The sequence below is a fragment of the Bacillus sp. FSL W7-1354 genome (assembly GCF_038002405.1).
Taxonomy (GTDB): domain Bacteria; phylum Bacillota; class Bacilli; order Bacillales; family Bacillaceae; genus Bacillus; species Bacillus paralicheniformis.
In genome coordinates this window covers 3,545,764-3,566,895 of sequence record NZ_JBBOCL010000001.1, presented here as the reverse complement: position 1 = coordinate 3,566,895, position 21,132 = coordinate 3,545,764, and the positions used below count along the sequence as shown (strand labels likewise).

General features: G+C 41.9%; 19 protein-coding genes. 5 read left to right on the top strand and 14 right to left on the bottom strand.

Annotated features, from left to right (window positions below; translation table 11 throughout):
* Window positions 1–4 precede the first annotated feature (4 nt).
* The 4 genes from MKZ04_RS18175 to MKZ04_RS18160 form a co-directional block, all read right to left on the bottom strand.
* The gene (locus MKZ04_RS18175; RefSeq protein WP_075212987.1) at window positions 5–2,161 is read right to left on the bottom strand and encodes a peptidase domain-containing ABC transporter; all 2,157 of its coding nucleotides are present in this window, start codon (window positions 2,159–2,161) and stop codon (window positions 5–7) included.
* Window positions 2,158–5,235, bottom strand: coding sequence for a type 2 lanthipeptide synthetase LanM family protein (locus MKZ04_RS18170; RefSeq protein ID WP_341046568.1), 3,078 nt, complete (start codon window positions 5,233–5,235; stop codon window positions 2,158–2,160). Before MKZ04_RS18170 ends, MKZ04_RS18175 begins: the two co-directional genes overlap by 4 nt.
* A gap of 94 nt (window positions 5,236–5,329) precedes the next feature.
* A complete protein-coding gene (locus MKZ04_RS18165) occupies window positions 5,330–5,503 on the bottom strand; it encodes a class II lanthipeptide, LchA2/BrtA2 family (RefSeq protein WP_154495770.1) in 174 nt (57 codons plus the stop codon).
* Between the two features lie 297 nt (window positions 5,504–5,800).
* The gene (locus tag MKZ04_RS18160; protein ID WP_341046565.1) at window positions 5,801–6,445 is read right to left on the bottom strand and encodes a DsbA family oxidoreductase; all 645 of its coding nucleotides are present in this window, start codon (window positions 6,443–6,445) and stop codon (window positions 5,801–5,803) included.
* Between the two features lie 195 nt (window positions 6,446–6,640).
* Here MKZ04_RS18160 and MKZ04_RS18155 point away from each other — a divergent pair, with 195 nt between their 5' ends.
* Together MKZ04_RS18155 and MKZ04_RS18150 are read left to right on the top strand one after the other, a co-directional pair.
* Window positions 6,641–8,377: an ABC transporter ATP-binding protein gene (locus tag MKZ04_RS18155; protein ID WP_149169582.1), complete on the top strand. Its 1,737-nt coding sequence runs from the start codon at window positions 6,641–6,643 to the stop codon at window positions 8,375–8,377.
* A gap of 25 nt (window positions 8,378–8,402) precedes the next feature.
* Complete coding sequence (locus MKZ04_RS18150) at window positions 8,403–8,927, top strand: DinB family protein (protein WP_075212990.1); 525 nt, start codon at window positions 8,403–8,405, stop codon at window positions 8,925–8,927.
* Between the two features lie 138 nt (window positions 8,928–9,065).
* Here the strand turns inward: MKZ04_RS18150 and MKZ04_RS18145 are convergent, their stop codons facing one another.
* From MKZ04_RS18145 to MKZ04_RS18125, 5 genes are all read right to left on the bottom strand, one after another.
* The gene (locus MKZ04_RS18145) at window positions 9,066–10,247 is read right to left on the bottom strand and encodes an MFS transporter (protein WP_075212991.1); all 1,182 of its coding nucleotides are present in this window, start codon (window positions 10,245–10,247) and stop codon (window positions 9,066–9,068) included.
* A 141-nt stretch (window positions 10,248–10,388) separates the two neighbouring features.
* Complete coding sequence (locus MKZ04_RS18140) at window positions 10,389–10,691, bottom strand: ArsR/SmtB family transcription factor (RefSeq protein ID WP_025810872.1); 303 nt, start codon at window positions 10,689–10,691, stop codon at window positions 10,389–10,391.
* 403 nt (window positions 10,692–11,094) lie between these two features.
* Entirely contained in the window at window positions 11,095–11,589 is a 495-nt protein-coding gene (locus tag MKZ04_RS18135) for a small multi-drug export protein (protein ID WP_023857693.1), read from the bottom strand.
* Between the two features lie 90 nt (window positions 11,590–11,679).
* Window positions 11,680–12,414, bottom strand: coding sequence for a MerR family transcriptional regulator (locus MKZ04_RS18130; RefSeq protein WP_023857692.1), 735 nt, complete (start codon window positions 12,412–12,414; stop codon window positions 11,680–11,682).
* Window positions 12,404–12,760, bottom strand: coding sequence for a DUF4870 domain-containing protein (locus tag MKZ04_RS18125; RefSeq protein WP_025810874.1), 357 nt, complete (start codon window positions 12,758–12,760; stop codon window positions 12,404–12,406). The genes MKZ04_RS18130 and MKZ04_RS18125 overlap by 11 nt, the downstream gene beginning before the upstream one ends.
* A gap of 159 nt (window positions 12,761–12,919) precedes the next feature.
* On the opposite strand from MKZ04_RS18125, the gene MKZ04_RS18120 reads away from it, so the two are divergent.
* From MKZ04_RS18120 to MKZ04_RS18110, 3 genes are read left to right on the top strand one after another with little or no spacing between them, the layout of a single operon-like run.
* Window positions 12,920–13,297 carry a GntR family transcriptional regulator gene (locus MKZ04_RS18120; protein ID WP_023857690.1) on the top strand — a complete coding sequence of 126 codons (378 nt, stop codon included), beginning with the start codon at window positions 12,920–12,922 and terminating at the stop codon, window positions 13,295–13,297.
* Entirely contained in the window at window positions 13,297–14,178 is an 882-nt protein-coding gene (locus tag MKZ04_RS18115; RefSeq protein ID WP_023857689.1) for an ABC transporter ATP-binding protein, read from the top strand. The genes MKZ04_RS18120 and MKZ04_RS18115 overlap by 1 nt, the downstream gene beginning before the upstream one ends.
* The gene (locus MKZ04_RS18110) at window positions 14,159–14,767 is read left to right on the top strand and encodes an ABC-2 transporter permease (protein ID WP_023857688.1); all 609 of its coding nucleotides are present in this window, start codon (window positions 14,159–14,161) and stop codon (window positions 14,765–14,767) included. Before MKZ04_RS18115 ends, MKZ04_RS18110 begins: the two co-directional genes overlap by 20 nt.
* A 139-nt stretch (window positions 14,768–14,906) precedes the next feature.
* On the opposite strand, the gene MKZ04_RS18105 is transcribed toward MKZ04_RS18110, so the two are convergent.
* The 5 genes from MKZ04_RS18105 to cdaA form a co-directional block, all read right to left on the bottom strand.
* The gene (locus MKZ04_RS18105) at window positions 14,907–15,227 is read right to left on the bottom strand and encodes a hypothetical protein (protein ID WP_025810876.1); all 321 of its coding nucleotides are present in this window, start codon (window positions 15,225–15,227) and stop codon (window positions 14,907–14,909) included.
* Window positions 15,228–15,376: 149 nt separating this feature from the next.
* Window positions 15,377–17,179 carry a glutamine--fructose-6-phosphate transaminase (isomerizing) gene (gene glmS / locus MKZ04_RS18100; RefSeq protein WP_023857686.1) on the bottom strand — a complete coding sequence of 601 codons (1,803 nt, stop codon included), beginning with the start codon at window positions 17,177–17,179 and terminating at the stop codon, window positions 15,377–15,379.
* Between the two features lie 441 nt (window positions 17,180–17,620).
* Window positions 17,621–18,967, bottom strand: coding sequence for a phosphoglucosamine mutase (gene glmM, locus MKZ04_RS18095; protein ID WP_023857685.1), 1,347 nt, complete (start codon window positions 18,965–18,967; stop codon window positions 17,621–17,623).
* Between the two features lie 20 nt (window positions 18,968–18,987).
* Window positions 18,988–20,304, bottom strand: coding sequence for a CdaR family protein (locus MKZ04_RS18090; protein WP_025810877.1), 1,317 nt, complete (start codon window positions 20,302–20,304; stop codon window positions 18,988–18,990).
* Window positions 20,297–21,118, bottom strand: a complete 822-nt coding sequence (gene cdaA / locus MKZ04_RS18085; protein ID WP_003178443.1) for a diadenylate cyclase CdaA — start codon at window positions 21,116–21,118, stop codon at window positions 20,297–20,299. The genes MKZ04_RS18090 and cdaA overlap by 8 nt, the downstream gene beginning before the upstream one ends.
* Window positions 21,119–21,132: the final 14 nt, after the last annotated feature.

Below are 21,132 nucleotides of genomic sequence, written 5' to 3'. Positions count from 1 at the left end.
TGTTTTAGCCTCCTCCCACAATCGCTTGGTCATTGTTTGAATTGTACAATTTGGTGTAAAACCCTTGGTTGCGAATCAATTGTAAATGGTTGCCCATCTCTTGAATCTCTCCGTCTTTTAGCACTAATATGAGATCTGCATCCTTAATAGTACTCAGCCTGTGAGCTATGACGATGCGCGTGCACTTTAATTCATTTAAATGTTGTTCTATGACCTTTTCATTTAAGTTATCAAGAGAACTGGTTGCTTCATCCAGCAATAATATTGAAGGGCTTTGCAATAAAGCCCGCGCCAGCATGATTCTCTGTTTTTGACCACCTGAAATATTCATCGACATTTCTGATACGGGAGTGTGGTAACCCATTGGCATTTCCATAATCTCGTCGTGAATTTGTGCTATTTTAGCCACCTTAACAACTTTATCCATAGAAGGATTCTTATCATAAACAGATATGTTATGAAGAATGGATTTATTAAAAAGAGTCGCATCTTGTGGTACGACACCAATATTTCTACGCAGCCATTGCTTGTCTAAGTCGAATAAATTGATTCCATCATAAAAGATTTTGCCGGCAGTAGGTTCATATAAACCAAGCAGCATACGTGCCAAAGTACTTTTGCCAGAACCTGAAGGACCAACGATAGCGACTTTTTGCCCCGCCTTTATTTCCACACTAATATGTTTAAGCACAGGCTTACTATACTGGGTATATGAAAAGCTTACATTTTCCAGTTTAATATTTCCAGTTAATTCTTTTGGTTTAATTGAGTTTTTTGGTGTTTTTTCCACTGGCGCTTCCAACACATCGTTAATTCTTTGCAAATAGGTGTCCATAGTGATCATGCTTTTTGCTGTTTCAACTAAAGAAGAAACCAAACCAAAAAATACTCCTGTCAATGAATAGATCGCCACCATTGAGCCGGTGGTTATGTTTCCAAGTTGAACCTGGTGTAATGACAAGCCTAAAATAACCAAAGGCGCAGCAAGCTCTAAACTAACTATGTACGAATTTATGGTATTAGAAAAATATTCATTTTTTTTGAATGCATACAATACCTTTTTAAACAAATGCTCCCATTGATGTAAAACTTGTTTTTCAACTCCGGCCATTTTAATTCCGAAAATTCCATAGAGCGTTTCCACCTGAACTTCTTGGAATTTGGACTGCTCAGAGAGTTCTTCCTCTGCACGTTGTTTAATTGCGTTTTGAGTAAAAGTCAACAATAATATGTTTACTATACCAAAGGCAATCACCCAACCTGCTAACCAAGGCGAAGTCATCGCCATGTATCCCAGTATAATAAGAACGAGAGTTGAATCTAGTACACTCATGATGGTCTGCTGAGAAAAAAGCTCTCGTATCATAATATGGGAGTTGGCTCGATAAACAATTTCGCCAAATGACCTTAACTGAAAATATTGAAACGGCAGATGAATTAAATGTCTAAAAAACCTGCTCATCAACCTCCAATCCAGATGCAACCTTAAATTAGTTAAAAAGCGGCCTCGCATGTAAGAAATAATCCCCTTAAATATAACCAAACCAAAAATACTAATGAAAAAAACAGTTAGAAATTCGTAATGATTCGGAATGGCAATTTCATCTATTGCAATTTTAGTGATAATCGGCATGGAAACAGTCAACAATTGAATAGACAGGGACCATACCAAAATAGAAAAAAGTAATTTTGGTTTTTCCAAGGTTATTTTTAAATAGGGAAGCCATACACTTTTAGGCTTTACTTGTTTAAAGTTCTCATTAGGTTCAAGAGCTAGATAATAACCCGAAAAATGTTCAAGAAAAGCCTCTTCTGAATACGTGCATCGTCCTAATGCGGGATCAAGCACATGGTAGCCCTTTTTGTTTATTTTCTCCAATACAACGTAGTGGAAATGATCCCAGTACACAATAACTGGTGAAGTAATCGAACTGATACGATCAGCTTTTAGTACATTTGCCGAAAATCCAATCCCGGTGGCCGTATTGGATAGAGCGAAAAGGGTAACTCCGTCGCGTCCGCCGCCCAGCCTTTCTTTCAGTTCATGAAAACCAACATGGCTTTTGTAATAAGACACTATCATGGTTAGGCAACATAAAGCACAATCAGTTTGAGCAATTTGTCTTTTAAGCGGCACTCTTATTCTGGTTTTCGTTTTCAATTATAGTCCCCCCCGTTCATTTGAAGGGTTAATATTGAAGGGACCTTTTCCGGGAAAGCAAGCCTTAATAAACCATAGCCTATACCTGCTTGTCCAAGCATTAAACCTAGATTTTTGACACCTGAAACAGTCCCATACCTCACATTCCCTTTGGTAATGCTGTAGGCGACATCGCTACCAATTTTTAATGCTGTTTCTTTTAAATTTTCACTTTGGAATTTATTTGCTGCCAAAAGAAGTAAATCTAAATTGCCTAAATCTCCATGGCATAAGCTATGTGTTATGCCAAATCCACTTTTTAATGTTTGATTGACTGCCGCATCAATTTCATCCAGCAACTCGACATTATTCGTATAATCGCCCATCATAATTCGGCTCATTCCAATTCCAGCCGCTCCATGGCACCACATGGAATTTCCATTACGCTCGGTATTATCCCGTAAATCCAACCAGTTCTTTTCCTTTTTATTAAATAAGGATTTTTCATAATCCATGGAATCCATGAATGCTATTTTGAAATCGGCATTTTTTGTAAACTTATATAATGCCATTAGGGCCCATGTAAATCCTGAAGAACCATGAGAAAGTCCTGAAAGTGGCTTGTCAAGCTGATTTGAACGCCAACCGGCACCATTCATTTGCTGCTCTTTTTTGTTCACAAGTAGCTTCCCGCACCTATTCGCAATATCCAATAAATAAGGTTCGCCTGTTCTTTTATAAAGGTGTATACATACTATGATCAGGCCGGCAGAACCTCCTAGATAATCAAGCGATTGATCTTCTTCTATTGAGCCTAAAACTCTATTCAGCATTTTTTTTGCTTGTGTTAAATAGTCGCGGCAATGGAAAATAAAAGAGAAATTACTTAGTACATATGCGTATGCTCCATAACCGTAAAAGGCCGATAACGGAAATTCTAATGGATAGTTTTCCGCGTAATTTAAGGCTGAATTCAATGCTTTGTCAGCGATATTCTTATAGTCCTCTTTCTTAGTAACATGATATAAGTTTGCATAGAACAGCCCTATTCCAAGCAAACCATCATATAAATCAAATTCAAGCGGACTAAAAGCTAGTTGATCATTATAATTTTGATTGATCCCCAGCCATGTAACATCATCTTTCTTTCCGAAGATGGCGTGGTTTTTCATCTCATCGCCTATTTTTTCTGCAACTTCTAAAAATTGTTCAGGAGAATAGCCTGTTGTTTGATCATGAAAAGCATGGTTTTTTTTATTCGTGTTGTTATGGGAGTCATTATAGTGCGGGTATTGGGCGGTGAGAGAGTTTTGGATAAATTCGATTTGCATTTCCATATCACTTTTATTTAACGATTTTGCTTTTTTCATTAGACATTCAAAATTCGACTTTTCAAAAAAATCACTTTTCACTTTACCCAATGGATGATACAAATCAACTGAATCAGTTTGACAATAAAAATAAGGAATATCTCCTTTTATGATATCTCTGCATTCATACATGATGACATCTTGATGTACCGGGCGGCTTTTTCCGCCAACCCATAAAATATTTATAAGCCGTTCTCTGCTGTATCCATCTTTTAAATAATCCGGGTGATAACTCGAGTCTAAAAAGGTAGAATAAACTTGTGTACTTCTTAAAATGACCCTTACTCGATCATTTTTAAAGCGGCTCAACGGACTGTTTGAAGACAATAGCTCTTTTTTATGGTGAAGAAATAATGAATAGATGTCTCGAAAACCTTTAATAATTTCAGAAGAAAACTGCGAAGCTGATGCCACTTTCTCACTATCAAGAAAGGGCTTATTTTTACTGCCTTCCGAAAAAGCCTCAGCCTTAACTAACTTGATCTCATCTGTTTGAACATTTTCCACAGTAAAAGTATGTTGTCCAGTCGGCTGACCTTCATCTCCGCCAAGGCCGCTAATGTCAAACCCTAATATGCTGGATTTAATATATGTAACAGGTAGCATCCCTGTAGATAATACTGAGTCTATTAATTTATTGAATGCAATATTATATGCTGAAGATTCGTCCTGCAAGTCTTTTGCCGTATTTTGCACTAATCCTTCAAGATCAATCAATACAGGATGTTCCCCGCATGCAATTAAATTTTCAAAATGAAAATCTGTGGCATTAAGCAAATATAATATTGCGATATATTCACCTTGCCTTTCATAAAAACGGGAAATTTCACTATTAGATTGACAGGGTTTATACTCTACATACTCCTGCCACCCATACTCGTTTTTACTTAAAATTTTTAATGTTCTTAAATTCCTGCATCCCCCCTTATCATTTATCCAATGCAAAAGCTCCTGAAAGTGTAAATCAACTGAGAGGAGCCTAGGTTTATAAACGATTTTTTTATTTGATTCAAAGTGAAGCACCATGACACTTCTGCCATCGTTATGGGAGTCGCCTAATTGTAAAGATAAAGATGCCAGCTTGTCTTCCCCTTTAAAATTGAATTTTTCCAATATTTCGTTCCTGTCATTTGAAAAACGCATAACAGCTTCAGTAATACTGTCTATATGATTTAATATAAATTCGCACAAAACTCTTGTTAGGACAGGATATTGGCAAAGTATTTCGAGCCTTTTTTCCTTGGTTGACAACAAATGATTTACGTAATATTCATATCGTTCCTTGGGATTTTCTCCTTCAAGTCTTCCTTTTTCTCTTTCTTCATTTATATCTTGTATTAAAGCTCTAATGCCTAAATACCCTACATGCTCTTGTATATACGACATGATATTCTTTTTTAAATTTGCGATATCGCATATCACAGACAAATCACATTGTTTACTTAACTGGTCTAATTTGGATTCCAAATAATCAAAAGACAGCTTAAAAAAATCCGAGTAGAAGGATTGAAATTCACTGAACATATTTTCTTCATCTAAATATGACTTAAAACAATCTTCATGACCCCAATACTGTTGCCACAGATGAACCCATTCGCTTGATTTTTCATTTAAAAGTAGCTCGTTAACGGGTATATCGGCATCGGTCTTTTTTCTTCTTTCCGAAGGATACAATGATTTGCTTTGAACGGTTTCTTTAATATCAAAATCAAATATTTTTCCCATATAACCAATCCCTTCTTAGAAAAATTCACTGACCAAATAGAGAGTTATCTCTAACTCTCTATATTGGCAGCGATGAGATAGAATATTCAGAACTTTACATCCAGCATTTTCTCTTAAAACTTGGACAGTACTTTATACTCCATTTGCAAATTCTTAAGCTAACACAAACAACAGTGCTTTGCGGAGTAATCTCATCATTTCCTCCAGCCAAGTTCTTTAATTCCTCTTCAGATACTTTGCTTACAAAGTCCTTATTTTTCGTTTCCATCTTTATAACCTCCTTTCCTTAAAAATGATGAAATTCTAATATATGTAATAACACTGATGTCACTATAATCTATACCATATTTAATAATATATGTAAATGATTTGATCCTATTTTCATATTTTCATATGTGATTTTTCACCTTTATTTAAACTTGTCTTAACTTTATTTTAGAGGGCGAATTCCCTCTTTATTCTGATTCAAATTCCCCCTTTTTGCACCAATCAATGATTTGTCGACCTGCGAAAAAAACCCTTTAGACTGTTTTTATCTAAAGGGTTCCAAGTATGATGGTGTTTGTTAACAAGACTTCTCGTCAATGTCGCATTGCAAAACATCAGCAGAAATGTTTCGTCTTTCCTCTTCAATCACCTGTTCAAACACTTCCCTCGCAGCGGCCCCGGCGATCCGTTCATTGCCAATGATAAATGTCGGAACGGCCGTAATGCCTGCTTCTTCGTAAGCGTGTTGGAGCGCCTTCCGCTGCACGTCCTGATATGTTCTGGAGCTTAAAGCTTCTTTAAAAGTCTGCTCATCCAGTCCGGCTTCTTTAGCCAGCGCTGTTAATACGTCGATGTCGCCAATATTTTGATCTTCCTGGAAAAAGGCTTGATAAACCCGGTCATTGTACGCTTTCGCTTTACCGTGTTCTTTTGCAAAGTGATAGCCTTCATGAGCCAAATCTGTATAAGGATGCGGTGAGACGTTTGGCAGCTTCATGTTGACGTCCCAAGCCTCGATTCGCGGCTTAATGGCGCCGTCCCACATTGCCAATTTGGACGGGTCGTTTAACGGATCAAGCTGCTCAGATGGACGCGGCCTCAGTTCGAATGGCAGCCACTCGACTTCCACATCTTTGCCTTCGATCGCTTTTTCGAATTGGTCTTTTCCGAGGAAACAGAATGGACAGACATAATCGGAATATACTTTAATATTTATCGTCATGTTTTTTCTTCCTTTCTTATATGCAATCAACTATATGTAACAATAATAGTTACAATTATCTCTCCTGTCAATCTTTTTAGCATGAAGCTAAAATCGGCAATGATCGGGAACTTTCTGCTGTGTATATCGTAATATGATGAGTTACAGCTTGCGCCATCCACTTCTTTGACATTATATCGATAAGGAGTTTATCAAATGAAAACAGAAAACAACAATAGCATGAAACCGTTTTTCACCATGATTCTCACATCCGGCGTACCCAGGCTGGCTTTAACCGTCGGTTTGACCGCAAGCCTCGTCACTACATTGGTCGGCCTGTCCATTCCACTGTTGACAAGGGAAATGGTTGACGGCTTTTCCGTCCATTCGATCAATCTGGCCTTAGCGGGAATCCTTGCGCTCGTTTTTATTGTTCAAGCGGTCTGCGACGGGTTTTCGACCTATTTTCTTTCCTATGCCGGGCAAAAAGTGGTCGCTTCCCTGCGCGAGCGTATGTGGTTCAAGCTGCTGCGCCTGCCTGTCCGCTACTTTGACGAAAAGACGAGCGGTGAAACCGTCAGCCGCGTTGTCAATGACACCGGCATTGTTGAAAGCTTGATTTCCGACCATTTTCCGCAGTTTGTTTCCGGCATCATCACCATTGTCGGATCGGTGATCATTTTGCTGATCATGGATTGGAAAATGACACTGCTCATGCTGATCTCCGTTCCGATCACGACCTTCATCATGATCCCGCTCGGCATGAAAATGCAGCGCATCTCCAAAACGCTGCAGGATGAAACAGCTTCCTTCACCGGACATGTCCAGCAGACATTAAGCGAAATCAGATTAATGAAAGCATCAAACGCCGAGCATACAGAAAAAATGAAAGGGTTATCAGGCATTTCGAAGCTCTTTCAATACGGACTCAAGGAAGCCCGTATATTTGCGCTTGTCTCCCCGTTTATGCACCTTGTCATTATGATTGTGATCGTCGCCATCATCGGCTACGGCGGCATCCGCGTCTCTGAGGGGACGATGTCGGCAGGTTCACTGATCGCCTTTTTGCTTTATCTGTTTCAAATCATCTTCCCGATCACATCGTTCACAATGTTTTTCACTCAGCTGCAAAAAGCAAAAGGGGCAACAGAGCGGATCATCGAGATTTTGCATACTGAAGAGGAAGAGGGCCAGGAAGGACTTGAGATGGACATCTCCAATCTGCCGATACGCGTCGAGAATGTATCTTTCTCTTATGGCGATGACGAGCCTGTCTTGCGGGAGGTATCTTTTGACGTCGATCCCGGGCAGATGATTGCATTTGTCGGTCCGAGCGGCGGCGGAAAAACGACGATGTTCGGCCTCTTGGAACGATTTTACGAACCGGACTCAGGGGCCATTAACATCGGGGAAACACCGATCAACAAACTGTCGATGAAATCGTGGCGCAGCCAGATCGGCTACGTATCTCAAGACAGCCCGATGATATCCGGCACCATCCGTGAGAACTTATGCTATGGCTTGGACTACGCCGACAGCATTGACGATCCAGAACTGTGGAAAGTCGCGGAAATGGCTTATGCCGACACATTTATTAAACAATTTCCAGAGCAGCTTGATACGGAAGTCGGCGAACGCGGCGTCAAGCTATCCGGCGGCCAGAGACAGCGGATCGCCATCGCCCGCGCCTTCCTGCGCGACCCGAAAATTTTAATGATGGACGAAGCGACAGCCAGCCTCGACAGCCAATCAGAAGCCATCGTCCAGCAGGCGCTCGCCCGCCTCATGGAAGGCCGCACCACCTTCGTCATCGCCCACCGGCTATCGACAATCGTGAACGCGGACCAAATTATATTTATCGAAAAAGGCGAGATCACAGGGCGGGGGCGGCACCACGAGCTGATTGCTTCGCATGCGCTGTATCGTGAGTTTGCTGAGCGGCAGTTGACGTGAACTTTTATGAATGGAGGTCATTCACATGAACTTTCAACTCGAGGAAGCAATCGAAATCCTGGAGCGCACACCACAAACGCTGAGTCAGCTGCTGACCGGATTATCAAGTCCCTGGATCAGCTGCGATGAAGGCGCCGACACGTGGAACGCATTTGATGTCGTCGGCCATCTCATTGAAGGAGAAAAAAACAATTGGTTGCCGCGCATCAAATTGATCGTGACAAAAGGAGCAACGGAACCTTTTCCGCCGTTCGACCGCTTCAGCCAGTTGAATCAAAACGACGGAAAAACGATGGAACAGTTGCTTAACGAGTTTGCAGATATCAGACGGGCGAATCTGAAAACATTACAGCAGATCATTGATCCTGAAACCGACTTCGAACAAACGGGGATGCACCCTGAGTTTGGAATCGTCAAACTGAGAGAACAGATCTCGACATGGGTTGCCCACGACCTTACTCACATCTCGCAAATTGCAAGAGTGCTGGCGAAACGGTATCAGGATGATGTCGGCCCTTGGAGGGCTTATTTGCGGATTTTAGCGGACTAAATAAAAAACACCCGCTCGTTTTACAACGGACCGGTGTTAGATTTTTCGGCTCAACACTACCTGCCAGACTTCGAAAAAAAACAAGTAAGATATGGGGAATGAACCCATTGAATCTTCAACACCAATCAAGGCAACGTATTATGAGCTGATTTCTCTTACAGATCCTGCTTTCCGTTTGTAATGTGAACTGAAAGTCACCAAAACAACAACAATCGCAAGCGTAACCTCCAGTGCCCCAAACCACGTAATAGAAGCAAGCGATATTTTTTCTACAAAAATCCCTCCGATTCCTGCACCTACGGCCATGGCGAATTGCATCATCGATTGATTGATGCCGAGCAATACACCTGACAATTCCGGTTCGAGCGTCGCTAAGTGATATTGCTGTGTCGGGCCGGTAGACCATGCGGCAAACGACCATAATATGAGAATCAACAGTACTCCGACATAGGAATGGGTGACAAGCGACAGTAAAATCAGTGCGATGATATGCAGCGCCATCCCGCCAACGAGTGTAAAAGGAACGCCCCATTTATCGGTGCTATATCCGCCAAACTTCGATCCAACCAAGCTGGCGATTCCAAATATAAGCAAAAAGCCGCTAAGCAAATTGCCGCTTATCCCTGAAACGGTCAGAAGGTAAGGAGACAGATAAGTATATGCAACGGAATACCCTCCGAGCCAGAAAAAAGTGATTGATAACCCCATTGCTACTTTCCGGTTCTTTAAAAGAGAAAGCTGTTGAAGCAAAGGAACAGGCTTATCGCCTTCGGTATGCGGCAAGATTAAGAATATAACAATCATTGCGATGAATCCCAGTAAAGCAATTCCTCCAAATACAGACTTCCAGCCTAATGCTTCTGCCGTCATTCTTCCGAGTGGAACACCTATGATCAGAGAAGCGGTAAACCCCATGACCACTGTAGCAATTGCACTGCCCTGCTTACCCGCCGGAGCGATTTTGGCGGCAATCGTTAATGCCGTGACCACAACCATGCCTGCCCCCAATGCCATAATGACCCGCGCTGCAACAAACCAGCCATAGCCAGGCAGGGTAAAGGCCAGAATATTTCCGATCACAAACAAAGCGAGAGCATACATCATTAACTTGCGCCTATCCATACTTGCCGTCAACGCCATGAGAACCGGTGTGAAAACTGCATACACAAGTGAAAAGATCGTAATCAGCTGGCCCGCGGCAGCTAAAGTTATTCCGAGTGTTTGGGCGATCTGATCCAAAATCCCGGAAATAATGTACTCTGAGGTCCCTACCAAAAAACTGATGATCGCTAAAATATAAATTTTCCAAGCACTAAACATCATCGTTCGCTCCTTCTTCGTTTTATACATTTACATATCACGAAATAACGATATGTAAATCAAAAAATAAACACATCGGAATATGTCGATATGTATGGTGTAAAAATAAACATCATCTAGAGATGTTTATTTTTTGAATGCTCATATCTCTGTTTTAAGAAAGTCAGCAAGCTTTCTGATGGCCTCTTCGTCTCTTTTGTAGTACGTATACTTTCCGATTCGTTCCGCCTTAATCAAGCCGGCTCTTAAAAGAATGGCGAGATATTGAGAAGCCGTTGATTGCGTCATTTTCAATTTGTCTGTGATTTGGCTGACACATACCCCGATTGTGTTCATATCAATCCCTTCATGGGGTTCAAAATGACGATCAGGCTCCTTCAGCCATTGCAAAATTTGCAGCCTTGATTCATTTGATAAAGCTTTGAAAACTTCAATAGGTTCCATACCAATCATTATATCTTCATATCGCAAATTGTCAATATGTTATATGCCCGTTTATTTTTTCTTCGGGTAATTGAAATATTGTGAAAGAGGATTAAAAAAACTTCCACCATTGCTTTTTGGAAAAGACAGCAACATATATTTCTTTATCCATAACATGTGATGATACAACGGTAATTTTTACTTCTTGAACGACACATTCCCTACCTTTTTACCGTTGGCGTTTGACATGAATACCAACACGCATACGTTGGTAGATCGAAAAATAATTGTTAGTTGCCATACTTATATAAGTTTGCAATAGCACCACACTTTGGACGGAGTGAAGGATAAGATAATATTTCTAACAAAAAGCGATACCCTCTTCCAAATCGAGAATTATAAAATTTGGTGTATTGAGTATATTCTAGTTCTTTATATTATTGTAGATATCAACTCCGAAAATCAACAGAACTCCAGTTCCCGCAGCCCACATAACTATACTGACAGTTTGCCAAACGATGATCCTTTTTTTATTTGCTTTCGCTATTATACATACCAATGCTCCAATGTGATTTGTTCCTATTATAGGACCCAAAAGTGAGATCCCGGGAACTCCGTACTTATTGAAGTATGACTTTGCTTTTTGAAAACGTCTGTTAATGTAATGATCAGTGTTATTCTTTTCTTTTTTGGAAAACCAAGATCTCATAAAAGAAGAAAATACTATTACAGCCATAACAGACAGCCAGTTAGCGGTAGCCCCCACTAAAACTACGAGAATAAATGGTAGGCCTAAAAGTATTCCGATTGGTACAGCTACGAAAGCCTCAAGGAAAGGCACAAATCCAATTATAAATACTGCTATAAATTGATAAATAATATTGACTTCTTCTACCCTTTGGAAAATTTCTTGAACCAAAACTAAAACCTCCGTAAATAAGCTTTATACACAGAAAGTGGGAGCGCCAATTTTTTTCTTTAGCCATTGGGTGTACTCTTTTTCAATTAATCATTCTTGTAACTTTGACATATAAGCAAAAGCATTTTTAAGAAAGGCTCTTTCTTCTTCCGTGAAGGGATTGAGTATATTAGGTTCATTATATTGAACCGTTGATTCTATTTCTGCTGTATCAATCTTTAATAACGTTCTGTTAGAAATATCTACCAACTGTTTGATAAATTTTAATGCTTCATCGGATTCAGGATTTGTTTCGTTTGCTATAAGTTCCTTCAAATCCATAAACAATGAAAAGTACTCTTTATCTAAATTAGCTCTTTCACTGCTTCTAAAATTGTGAATAGAACCTTTAGCTTGACTATATTCATTAAAATTTTCCTCTTCAAAAAGAATAGAGTGAATAATAAAGCTGAATAATTTTATATCTACCTTTTCATACCCTGAGATAATAGTTTTCATATGATCCAACTGATCAATCGTTTGACGAATTCTTTCTTGTTCTGCAATAAGTTCTCTTTTTTTGAATGAAATTGAATAGCTAAGTTGCTGTTCTTCTATAAATTGCGATTTTAATAAATCTGCGATGTCTTTAAGTGAAAAGCCTATGAATTTAAGAGATTGTATTTGTTGTAAACGTGAGAGTTCATCAAGGCTATAAAGTCGGTGTCCTCCTTCTTTGTAGTCGGTTGGTATTAGCAAACCAATTTTATCGTAATACCTAAGTGTTCTTATAGAAACTCCTGTTCGTTTAGCCAATTGTCCGATTGTCAACATATTATTTGACATGCGAATACCTCTTTTCTATATTTTCATCTTTACTTTTAATGTAAGGAATGGCTGGATAATAATATGGTTTTTGAAAAGCTATTCGAATAATAGCATACATGATTATTAATGTTTCTATAGCCAATATAACGTACTTAACCCATGAAGGCAGAAAACTACCAATTACAAACAATGGGAAAATCGTCAAATGAAAGTTAAGTGCTTTGCGACTTGATTCACCGTAATATAAGTCTTTCTTTCTTGAAATTAAAAACATAATAAGGGGAGGTATAACACCAAGAATAAGTGAAATTCCAAGCATTAATTGTACTGAAAAGATTGCTTTTTTTGATGGCTCTTCATCCATTTTAGTCACCTTTCCTATCTATTCTTCAATATAAGTGTAAAAGGTGACGTGAGTAGAGTATCAAGAAAATTTCAGTACAAAAAATCGTTGCCATTCAGGCAATTTTTGTGTATATTGTACATATTGTATATATTGTGTATAAATAAAAGAGGTTTTGAAATGAAAATTATAATTTCGAATCGTTCAAAGCAACCCATTTATGAACAAATTTACACCCAAATTAAGGATCATATTCTTGCCGATGAATTGAAGCCTGGACAGCCGCTGCCTTCTATGCGCCAATTGGCAAAAGATCTAAATGTCAGCCTTATTACGTCAAAGCGCGCCTATGAAGAACTTGAGAAGAATGCCTTCATTTATTCCGTAGTCGGGAAAGGCTCTTTTGTATCAGATCAGAATAACGAAATGATGAAAGAAGGAAAAATGAAAGCAATTGAAGAGCAGTTGACAGCAGCGATAAAAAACAGCAAAGACATTGGCGTTCCCCTTACAGAATTAAAAGATTTGCTTACCATTTTATATCAGGAGGAAGAATGATGGACAATGTAATTGAACTCCGGCATGTTCATAAATCGTTCGATGGTTTTCAACTAAAGGACTTTTCAATGAATGTAAAAAAAGGTTTTGTCACCGGATTTATCGGCGGAAATGGCGTGGGGAAATCGACAACGATTAAACTGATCATGAACTTATTGCAGCCTGACAGCGGAACGATTACGGTATTTGGCTTGAATTACAAGGAGCATGAGAAAGAAATCAAACAACGAATTGGCTTTGTATTTGATTCGAACATATTTTATGAACATTTAACATTGACTGAAATGAAAGATATTGTGAAAAGATCCTATGTCAATTGGGATGAACAAGTATTCAATGATTATGTGAACACATTTAACTTGCCGCTCACTAAAAAAATCAAGACGTTCTCAAAAGGGATGATGATGAAAGCATCATTAGCCGTCGCTTTGTCCCATCATGCGGAACTAATTATTATGGATGAACCGACGGCCGGACTGGACCCGATTTTCCGCCGTGAGCTGTTGGAAATCTTGCATCAGCTCATGCAAGATGGGGATAAGACGATCTTTTTTTCAACTCATATAACAACTGATTTAGATAAGATTGCAGATTATATCACGTTCATTCATAAAGGAGAGCATATCTTTACAAAGGACTTTTACGAGATTGAAGAACAATATGCAATTGTAAAAGGCGGCATGGAGTTGTTAGACCGGGAGACCGAACAGGAGTTTATAGCGGTTCGAAAATCAACTCATGGATTTGAAGCATTGACTGCGAATAAATCACGAACAGAAAACATTTTTGGGGATATGGTGTTAATTGAAAAACCGACTCTGGAAGATATTATGTTTTATACGAAGAAAGGAGCTAAAGAGCATGTTCAACTTAATACGTAAGGACATTGTCTTGCAGAAAAAAACATTGGCAGTTTTATTTTTGGGGTTATGTGTTTATTTAACATTAGATGCTTCCCCCATCTGGGTTGGAATTGCATTTAGTATTGCTATTTTTATGAATACCATGTCAATAGATGAAAAGTCTTCTATACATATGCTTCTCAATTCTTTGCCTTATACACGAAAGGAAATTGTCAGTTCAAAGTATATTGTCGTCGTTCTCTTTACATCTATGGTGGCTGCAGCCATATTGATCGTAAACTTTATCATTCACCGGGAACTTACGATCTGGAAAGACATTTTGCTAATGGTCGCCATTGTGATGACAGCTGCTTCATTCATGCTGCCATTCTGTTATAAATTCAAAAGTAACTATTTGTTGATTGCTTCTATTGTTGCATTTGGCTTGTATATGCTAACGGTTAATTTTGTTGTCCAAAATTTGAACGATCAAATTAGAGAGTTGATTCACATGCTGCTATCCTTACAAAATGCTCTGCTGTATCTGATCGTTGCCATATCAATTATTACGCTATACGGGTGTTCATGGCTTCTGTCGATTCGGATTTATAGAAATAAGGTGTTTTAAAAAGGATGAGGCTTTTTCTTTCATTGACACCGCTTCATGTTCATCTGCGGATAAAAAACTGCACCGTCACACTTTTCGTCAGGTTGTTACGGTGCAGCGTATGATGGCGATGATGCAGACCAAAGCTGCTTGCAACCGCCTATTCCTGCTCAATAAACGAATACTTTTCTGGATCGGCCAATACATAAAAAAGTCCGAAGAACATCTTCCATCCACGAACCGGACTTCCGCATCTAAACTTTAAAGCTTCTCCTTCATCTAACGTAAACCTCAAAGTTTGGCTTACACACCAATCAATTTTCACTTGGATCTCATGTTCGCCAGGCTCCAAATCAATTCGCAGCCTCCCGCCATCTTTGATTTTCCCAGCCTCGACACCATCAATCAGCACTGAGAATTTTCTCATTTTATTCATCAACTGCGATGTTCTGTTGACTTCAATGTACGTCTCGTTGTTCATGGTTACACATCCTTTCAATTATAATCTAGCGCACTTTCAGACTACCAGAGTTCAATTTTTGATAAGACTTATTTCTCTTTCAAACACAAAAATACCCCTCCAGATCATCCAATCCAAGAGGGGTACAAACTATTATTTCAAACGTCGCCTTACTCCACCGTCACACTCTTCGCCAAGTTCCGTGGCTTATCAACGTCACAGCCGCGGTGTAGCGCTGCGTAGTATGCGATCAGCTGCAGCGGGATGACGGAGACGAGCGGTGCGAGCTCCGGATGCACTTCAGGCAGGACGAAGCGGTCGTCTGCTTCTTCCAGGCCTTTCAAGGAGATCACGCAAGGGTTGGCGCCGCGGGCTGTCACTTCTTTGACATTTCCACGGATGCTTAAATTGACGTGCTCCTGTGTCGCAAGGGCAATGACTGGTGTGCCGTCTTCGATCAATGCGATTGTACCGTGCTTCAATTCACCGCCGGCGAAGCCTTCAGCTTGAATGTAAGAAATCTCTTTCAGCTTCAGGGATCCTTCGAGGCAGACGAAATAGTCGAGGCCGCGGCCGATGAAGAAAGCATTGCGTGTTACTGTCAAATATTCGCGCGCGATCATTTCCATTTCGTCTTTCTGGTCGCAAAGGGCTTCCATCGCGTTTCCGATGATGCCGAGCTCTTTAACAAGATCAAAGCCGAGTGCTTTGCCGCGGGTTTCCGCAGTCACAGCTGCCAAAATAGCGAGAACTGCGATTTGCGCCGTATATGCTTTTGTTGACGCTACCGCGATTTCCGGGCCGGCATTCAGTAAAAGCGTGTAGTCCGCTTCACGGGAAAGCGTGGATCCCGGTACGTTGGTCAATGTCAGCGCTTTGTGTCCGAGCTTTTTCACCTGTACGAGAACCGCGCGGCTGTCAGCCGTTTCTCCGCTTTGAGAAATAAAGATAAACAGCGGCTTCTCAGAAAGCAATGGCATATTGTAAGAGAATTCGCTTGCGACATGGACTTCAGCCGGAACTTTCGCCCATGTTTCGATAAATTGTTTGCCGACAAGACCGGCATGATAGCTCGTTCCGCAGGCGATGATATAGACGCGATCCGCTTCTGCAACAGCATTTGCAATGTCTCCAGGAATGGAAAGCTTGCCGTTTTCATCTTGGTACGTCTGAATGATTTTCCGCATGACAAGCGGCTGTTCATCGATTTCTTTTAACATGTAGTGAGGGTATGTGCCTTTTTCGATATCGCTCGCATCAAGCTCTGCAATATATGAGGCACGTGACATCAATTCTCCGTCAAGGTTTTTGATCACAACTTTTTTGTCTGTGACAATCACCATTTCTTTATCCATAAGCTCCACGTATTCGTTTGTCACTTGAAGCATCGCCATCGCGTCAGACGCGATCACATTGAAATTGTCTCCAAGGCCGACAAGAAGCGGGCTTTTATTTTTCGCAACATAGATTGTTTCTTTGTTTTCATGATCGAATAATGCAATCGCATAAGAGCCTTTGAGCAGCATAAGCGTTTGGCGGAACGCTTCTTCCGTGTCAAGACCGTTATTGACGAATTGCTCGATCACTTGAACGACAACCTCTGTATCCGTATCACTTTTAAGGGTTACATCTTGTAAATATTCGCGCGTCAGCTGAACATAGTTTTCGATGACGCCGTTATGAACAAGTGTAAATCGGCCTGATGCGCTTTGATGCGGGTGAGCGTTTAGACGGCTCGGTTCCCCGTGAGTCGCCCAGCGTGTGTGTCCGATTCCCGCTTGCGATATCACATTTGCATCAACGACTTCGCGAAGATCGGCAATCCGTCCTTTTTCTTTAAACACGTGTACGCCGTCTTCGTTCGCTACAGCGATTCCAGCTGAATCGTAGCCGCGATACTCCAGCTTTTCCAAACCTTTAAGTAAAATTTCCTTTGCATCAAGCTGGCCAATATAACCTACAATACCACACATAATTTTCTTCCTCCTAAAGTCGCAGGCAGGAGACGAAGAAAGTCTGCTTATCAGGCGGGGACATTCTTCGTCCCCTCCTACATGTTTTTTATGGAAGATCATGCGATTTCCCTTTGTTCAAAGAGTCGCCTCTTTGGTTTGAGGAAATCCTTGCGGCTGTGATCTTGTGGTCAGCCGGGAGGCATCCGCCGAAAATTCGATAAACCTCCATCCTCGTCAACTAAGCTGTTTCATCCGCACGCTTAGTCCGGGCGCTATAACTATAAAAAATGGTTCTGCCCTGCCTTTCCTTTTAAATTAAACAAGACAAGCTGATTTTACTATACACTAAAGGAACCGTCAAACATTTTTCAAAATGGTTCACATTTTTTCCAAGATTGAACGGTTCCCTTTATCTTATGTCAAATCAGCATGTCTCGTTCGTCAGTCTTCTGCGGAAAATCACTCCGCTCCCATTTCAGCTTTCACGACATCTGCAATGCGGCCTACGTATTTCTCGCAAAGCTCCTTCGTTTTCGCCTCAGCCATAACACGGACAAGCGGCTCGGTGCCGGACGGGCGCACAAGGATGCGGCCGTCACCGTTCATTTCCTTCTCAACCTCTTCGATGACCGCTTTTACCTTTTCGTTCTCCGCTACTTTATGTTTATCGGTTACTTTCACGTTCAAGAGGAGCTGCGGAAACTTCTGCATCTCTGCCGCAAGCTCTGACAAAGACTTACCTGTCATTTTGATCGTGTTCATCAGCATGATCGCAGAAAGCAGGCCGTCGCCTGTCGTATTGTAATCAAGGAAAATCAGATGTCCCGACTGTTCTCCGCCGAAAGTAAACCCGTCCTTTTTCATCGCTTCCACTACATAGCGGTCGCCGACAGCTGTCTGAACGCTTTTAATGCCTTCCGCTTCAAGCGCTTTGTAAAAGCCGAGGTTGCTCATCACCGTAGAGACAACTGTATTGTCCGCCAGGCGCCCCTCGCTCTTCAAGTACTTCGAACATATGTACATGATTTGATCGCCGTCTACGATATTCCCCTTTTCGTCAACAGCGATCAAGCGGTCACCATCCCCGTCAAACGCCATGCCGACGTCAGCTCCCTTTTCTTTCACAAATTCGGCCAGGGCTTCAGGGTGGGTCGAGCCGACTCCGTCATTGATGTTTAATCCGTTCGGAGAAGTCCCCATCGTTGATACATCTGCGTCAAGATCGGCAAACAGGTGGGTCGCCAGCGAAGATGTCGCCCCGTGCGCACAGTCAAGTGCGACATGAATGCCTGTGAAGTCTTCATCAGCAGACTGCTTAAGAAACTGCAAATATTTCTGTCCGCCTTCAAAGTAGTCGTTCACCATACCCAGATCAGCGCCTACAGGCCTTGGCAGGTGATCTTCAGGCTGATCCATCAGACGCTCGATTTCAAGCTCCTGCTCATCGGAAAGCTTAAATCCGTCGCCGCCGAAAAACTTAATTCCATTGTCTTCGACAGGGTTGTGGGAAGCTGAAATCATTACGCCCGCTTCCGCGTCCATAGCCTTCGTCAAATATGCGACGCCGGGCGTCGAAATCACACCGAGACGCATGACTTCTGCTCCTATCGAAAGAAGGCCCGCAACAAGGGCACCTTCCAGCATATGCCCGGAAATGCGCGTATCACGGCCGATCAGCACCTTGGGGCGCTCCTTATCTTTTGTTAGGACATATCCGCCAAAGCGTCCGACTTTAAAGGCCAGCTCGGGTGTAAGTTCACTGTTTGCCACGCCTCTTACACCGTCTGTACCAAAATACTTGCCCATTAATATCGCTCCTTTTTGATTCATGAAGGTTGTGAATCCTTTTCAGAATGATTCTCTTCTTCTTCATTCTGACCATTATTTTTTTCGTTTTGGGTTGTTTGAGATGAGATTTTCACTCGAATGCTCTGCCGCGGCAGCGACCATGTCATGTTCTGCGGTCCGTTTACTTCCAGCTTCACGTTATGCTCGCCGTCATCGAGATCCGCCACATTGACATAGAGCTCGACGTCGGAAGGCTGGAGTTTTTCGATCGCGGCTGTCGAGCCCTTTGCCGTGATATCCAGCTTGCCTGACTTCGGATCGAGAAATTCAAGATCCCGGCTGTCATTCAGCCCCGCGGTTTTAATTGAAACGTTCTTCAGTTTTTTCTCTTCTTCCTTGTCAACTTTCACCTTGATTTTCACTTTTTCGGGTGACACTTTTTTAGCGCCGTCCGGCACTTTAATGTTGGCTTCCAACTCAGTGTCATCTTTCATTTTACTTAAATCAACCTCATCGGCCTCGACAAATTCTAACGAATCAAGAACATTTTGCGGCCCGTAGACGGTTACCTCTCCCGGACTGATATCGAGGCTGGAAATGCTGATACCGTCCGGAAGGCTCCCTTTCCGGTCAACTTTGACGGGAATCTTTTTGCTAGGGCTTGTCACGGGAACGGTGATTTTAACGACGGATGGACTGACTTCAACCGGAAGAACATTTCCGTCCCTGTCGTACACTGTTAGCTTGGCTTCTTTTTCAACCGTCTGGTCGACGCCCTCTAAATTGATCGTCGCCTTGATGTTTTGGATTCTGTCGATCACGGCTTTTGAGCCGGTGACGCTGACGTTTTTCGGGTTGATAATCGGCAGCTCCGGCGTGTAGCCGTCTTTCATTTTGTTTTTATTATAAAAATCAACCTCGACCGGGAATTCCTTCGTCGTTTTTTCTTCGATGGTCACGGTTGTCACCGATGGATTGATGGTCAGAGTGAGGCCTTCGGCAACATTTCTGGCCTTCAGCTCGACTTTGTGCCTGCCTGTTTTCAGATGCTGCATATCGGCATAAATCTCAAAATCCTTCACTTGTCTGACCTTCTTGACGGTTCCTGTCGGGCCTTTAATCGTGACATTCACCGTCTGCGGCACGCCTGTTACGACGTAGTTTTCATCATCATAAAACGATTTGACCGGTATATCGGTGAGCGTCGCTTCGTCTGTCGTCGATGTCGGGAAAAACGATTCACCTGGTTTCTTCGGAGTCGGCGCTTGAGCGCTGTGGACCGCAAAGTAAAGAAGAAACGCGAATAATAATGCGACTACTTTGACAGCCCAGGGATTGTTTAAGAACTTATCCATTTTTCTTCGCCCTCCAATACCAGCGATTTGAGGAAGTTTCTCGCGAATTTTTCTTGAATTCCGCTTCAAGCATGTTTTTCAATGCCTCTTCCGATAAATCACGGTGAAGGTCTCCGTTTTTGGCGACGCTGATGCCGCCCGTTTCTTCGGATACGACAACCGTCAGACTGTCGGTCACTTCACTGATTCCCACTGCTGCTCTGTGCCTCGTCCCAAGCTCTTTTGAAATAAAAGGGCTTTCAGAAAGCGGAAGGTAGCAGGCGGCTGCAGCAACCTCATCATTTTTCATAATTACGGCGCCGTCATGAAGCGGTGTATTCGGAATAAAGATGTTGATCAATAGCTCAGAGCTGACCTTTGCATTTAAAGGGATCCCCGTTTCTATGTAATCGCCCATTCCCGTCTCCCGTTCAATCGTCAGAAGCGCGCCAATCCGGCGTTTCGCCATATATTTAATCGCTTTTGTAATCGCATCAATCGTTTTCTGCTGCTGCTCTTCCTCAGGTGTTCCGCTCCTCGAAAAAAAGCGCCCCCGCCCCAGCTGTTCCAGCGCTCTCCTCAATTCAGGCTGGAAGATGATAATGATCGCCAGGAACCCCCATGTGATCGCCTGGTCAACCAGCCACTGCAGGGTGCTTAATCCTAAATATTGACTGGCCAGCCTGACGAGAACAATGACCACGATTCCCTTTAAAAGCTGAACCGCCTTTGTCCCGCGGATGACCATCATTAATTTATATATTACGTACCAAACAAGGAGAATATCAACGGCATCGCCGAGGTACTGCAAGAAAGGGATATCCTCAAAAGCCATTTCCTCGTCCTCCA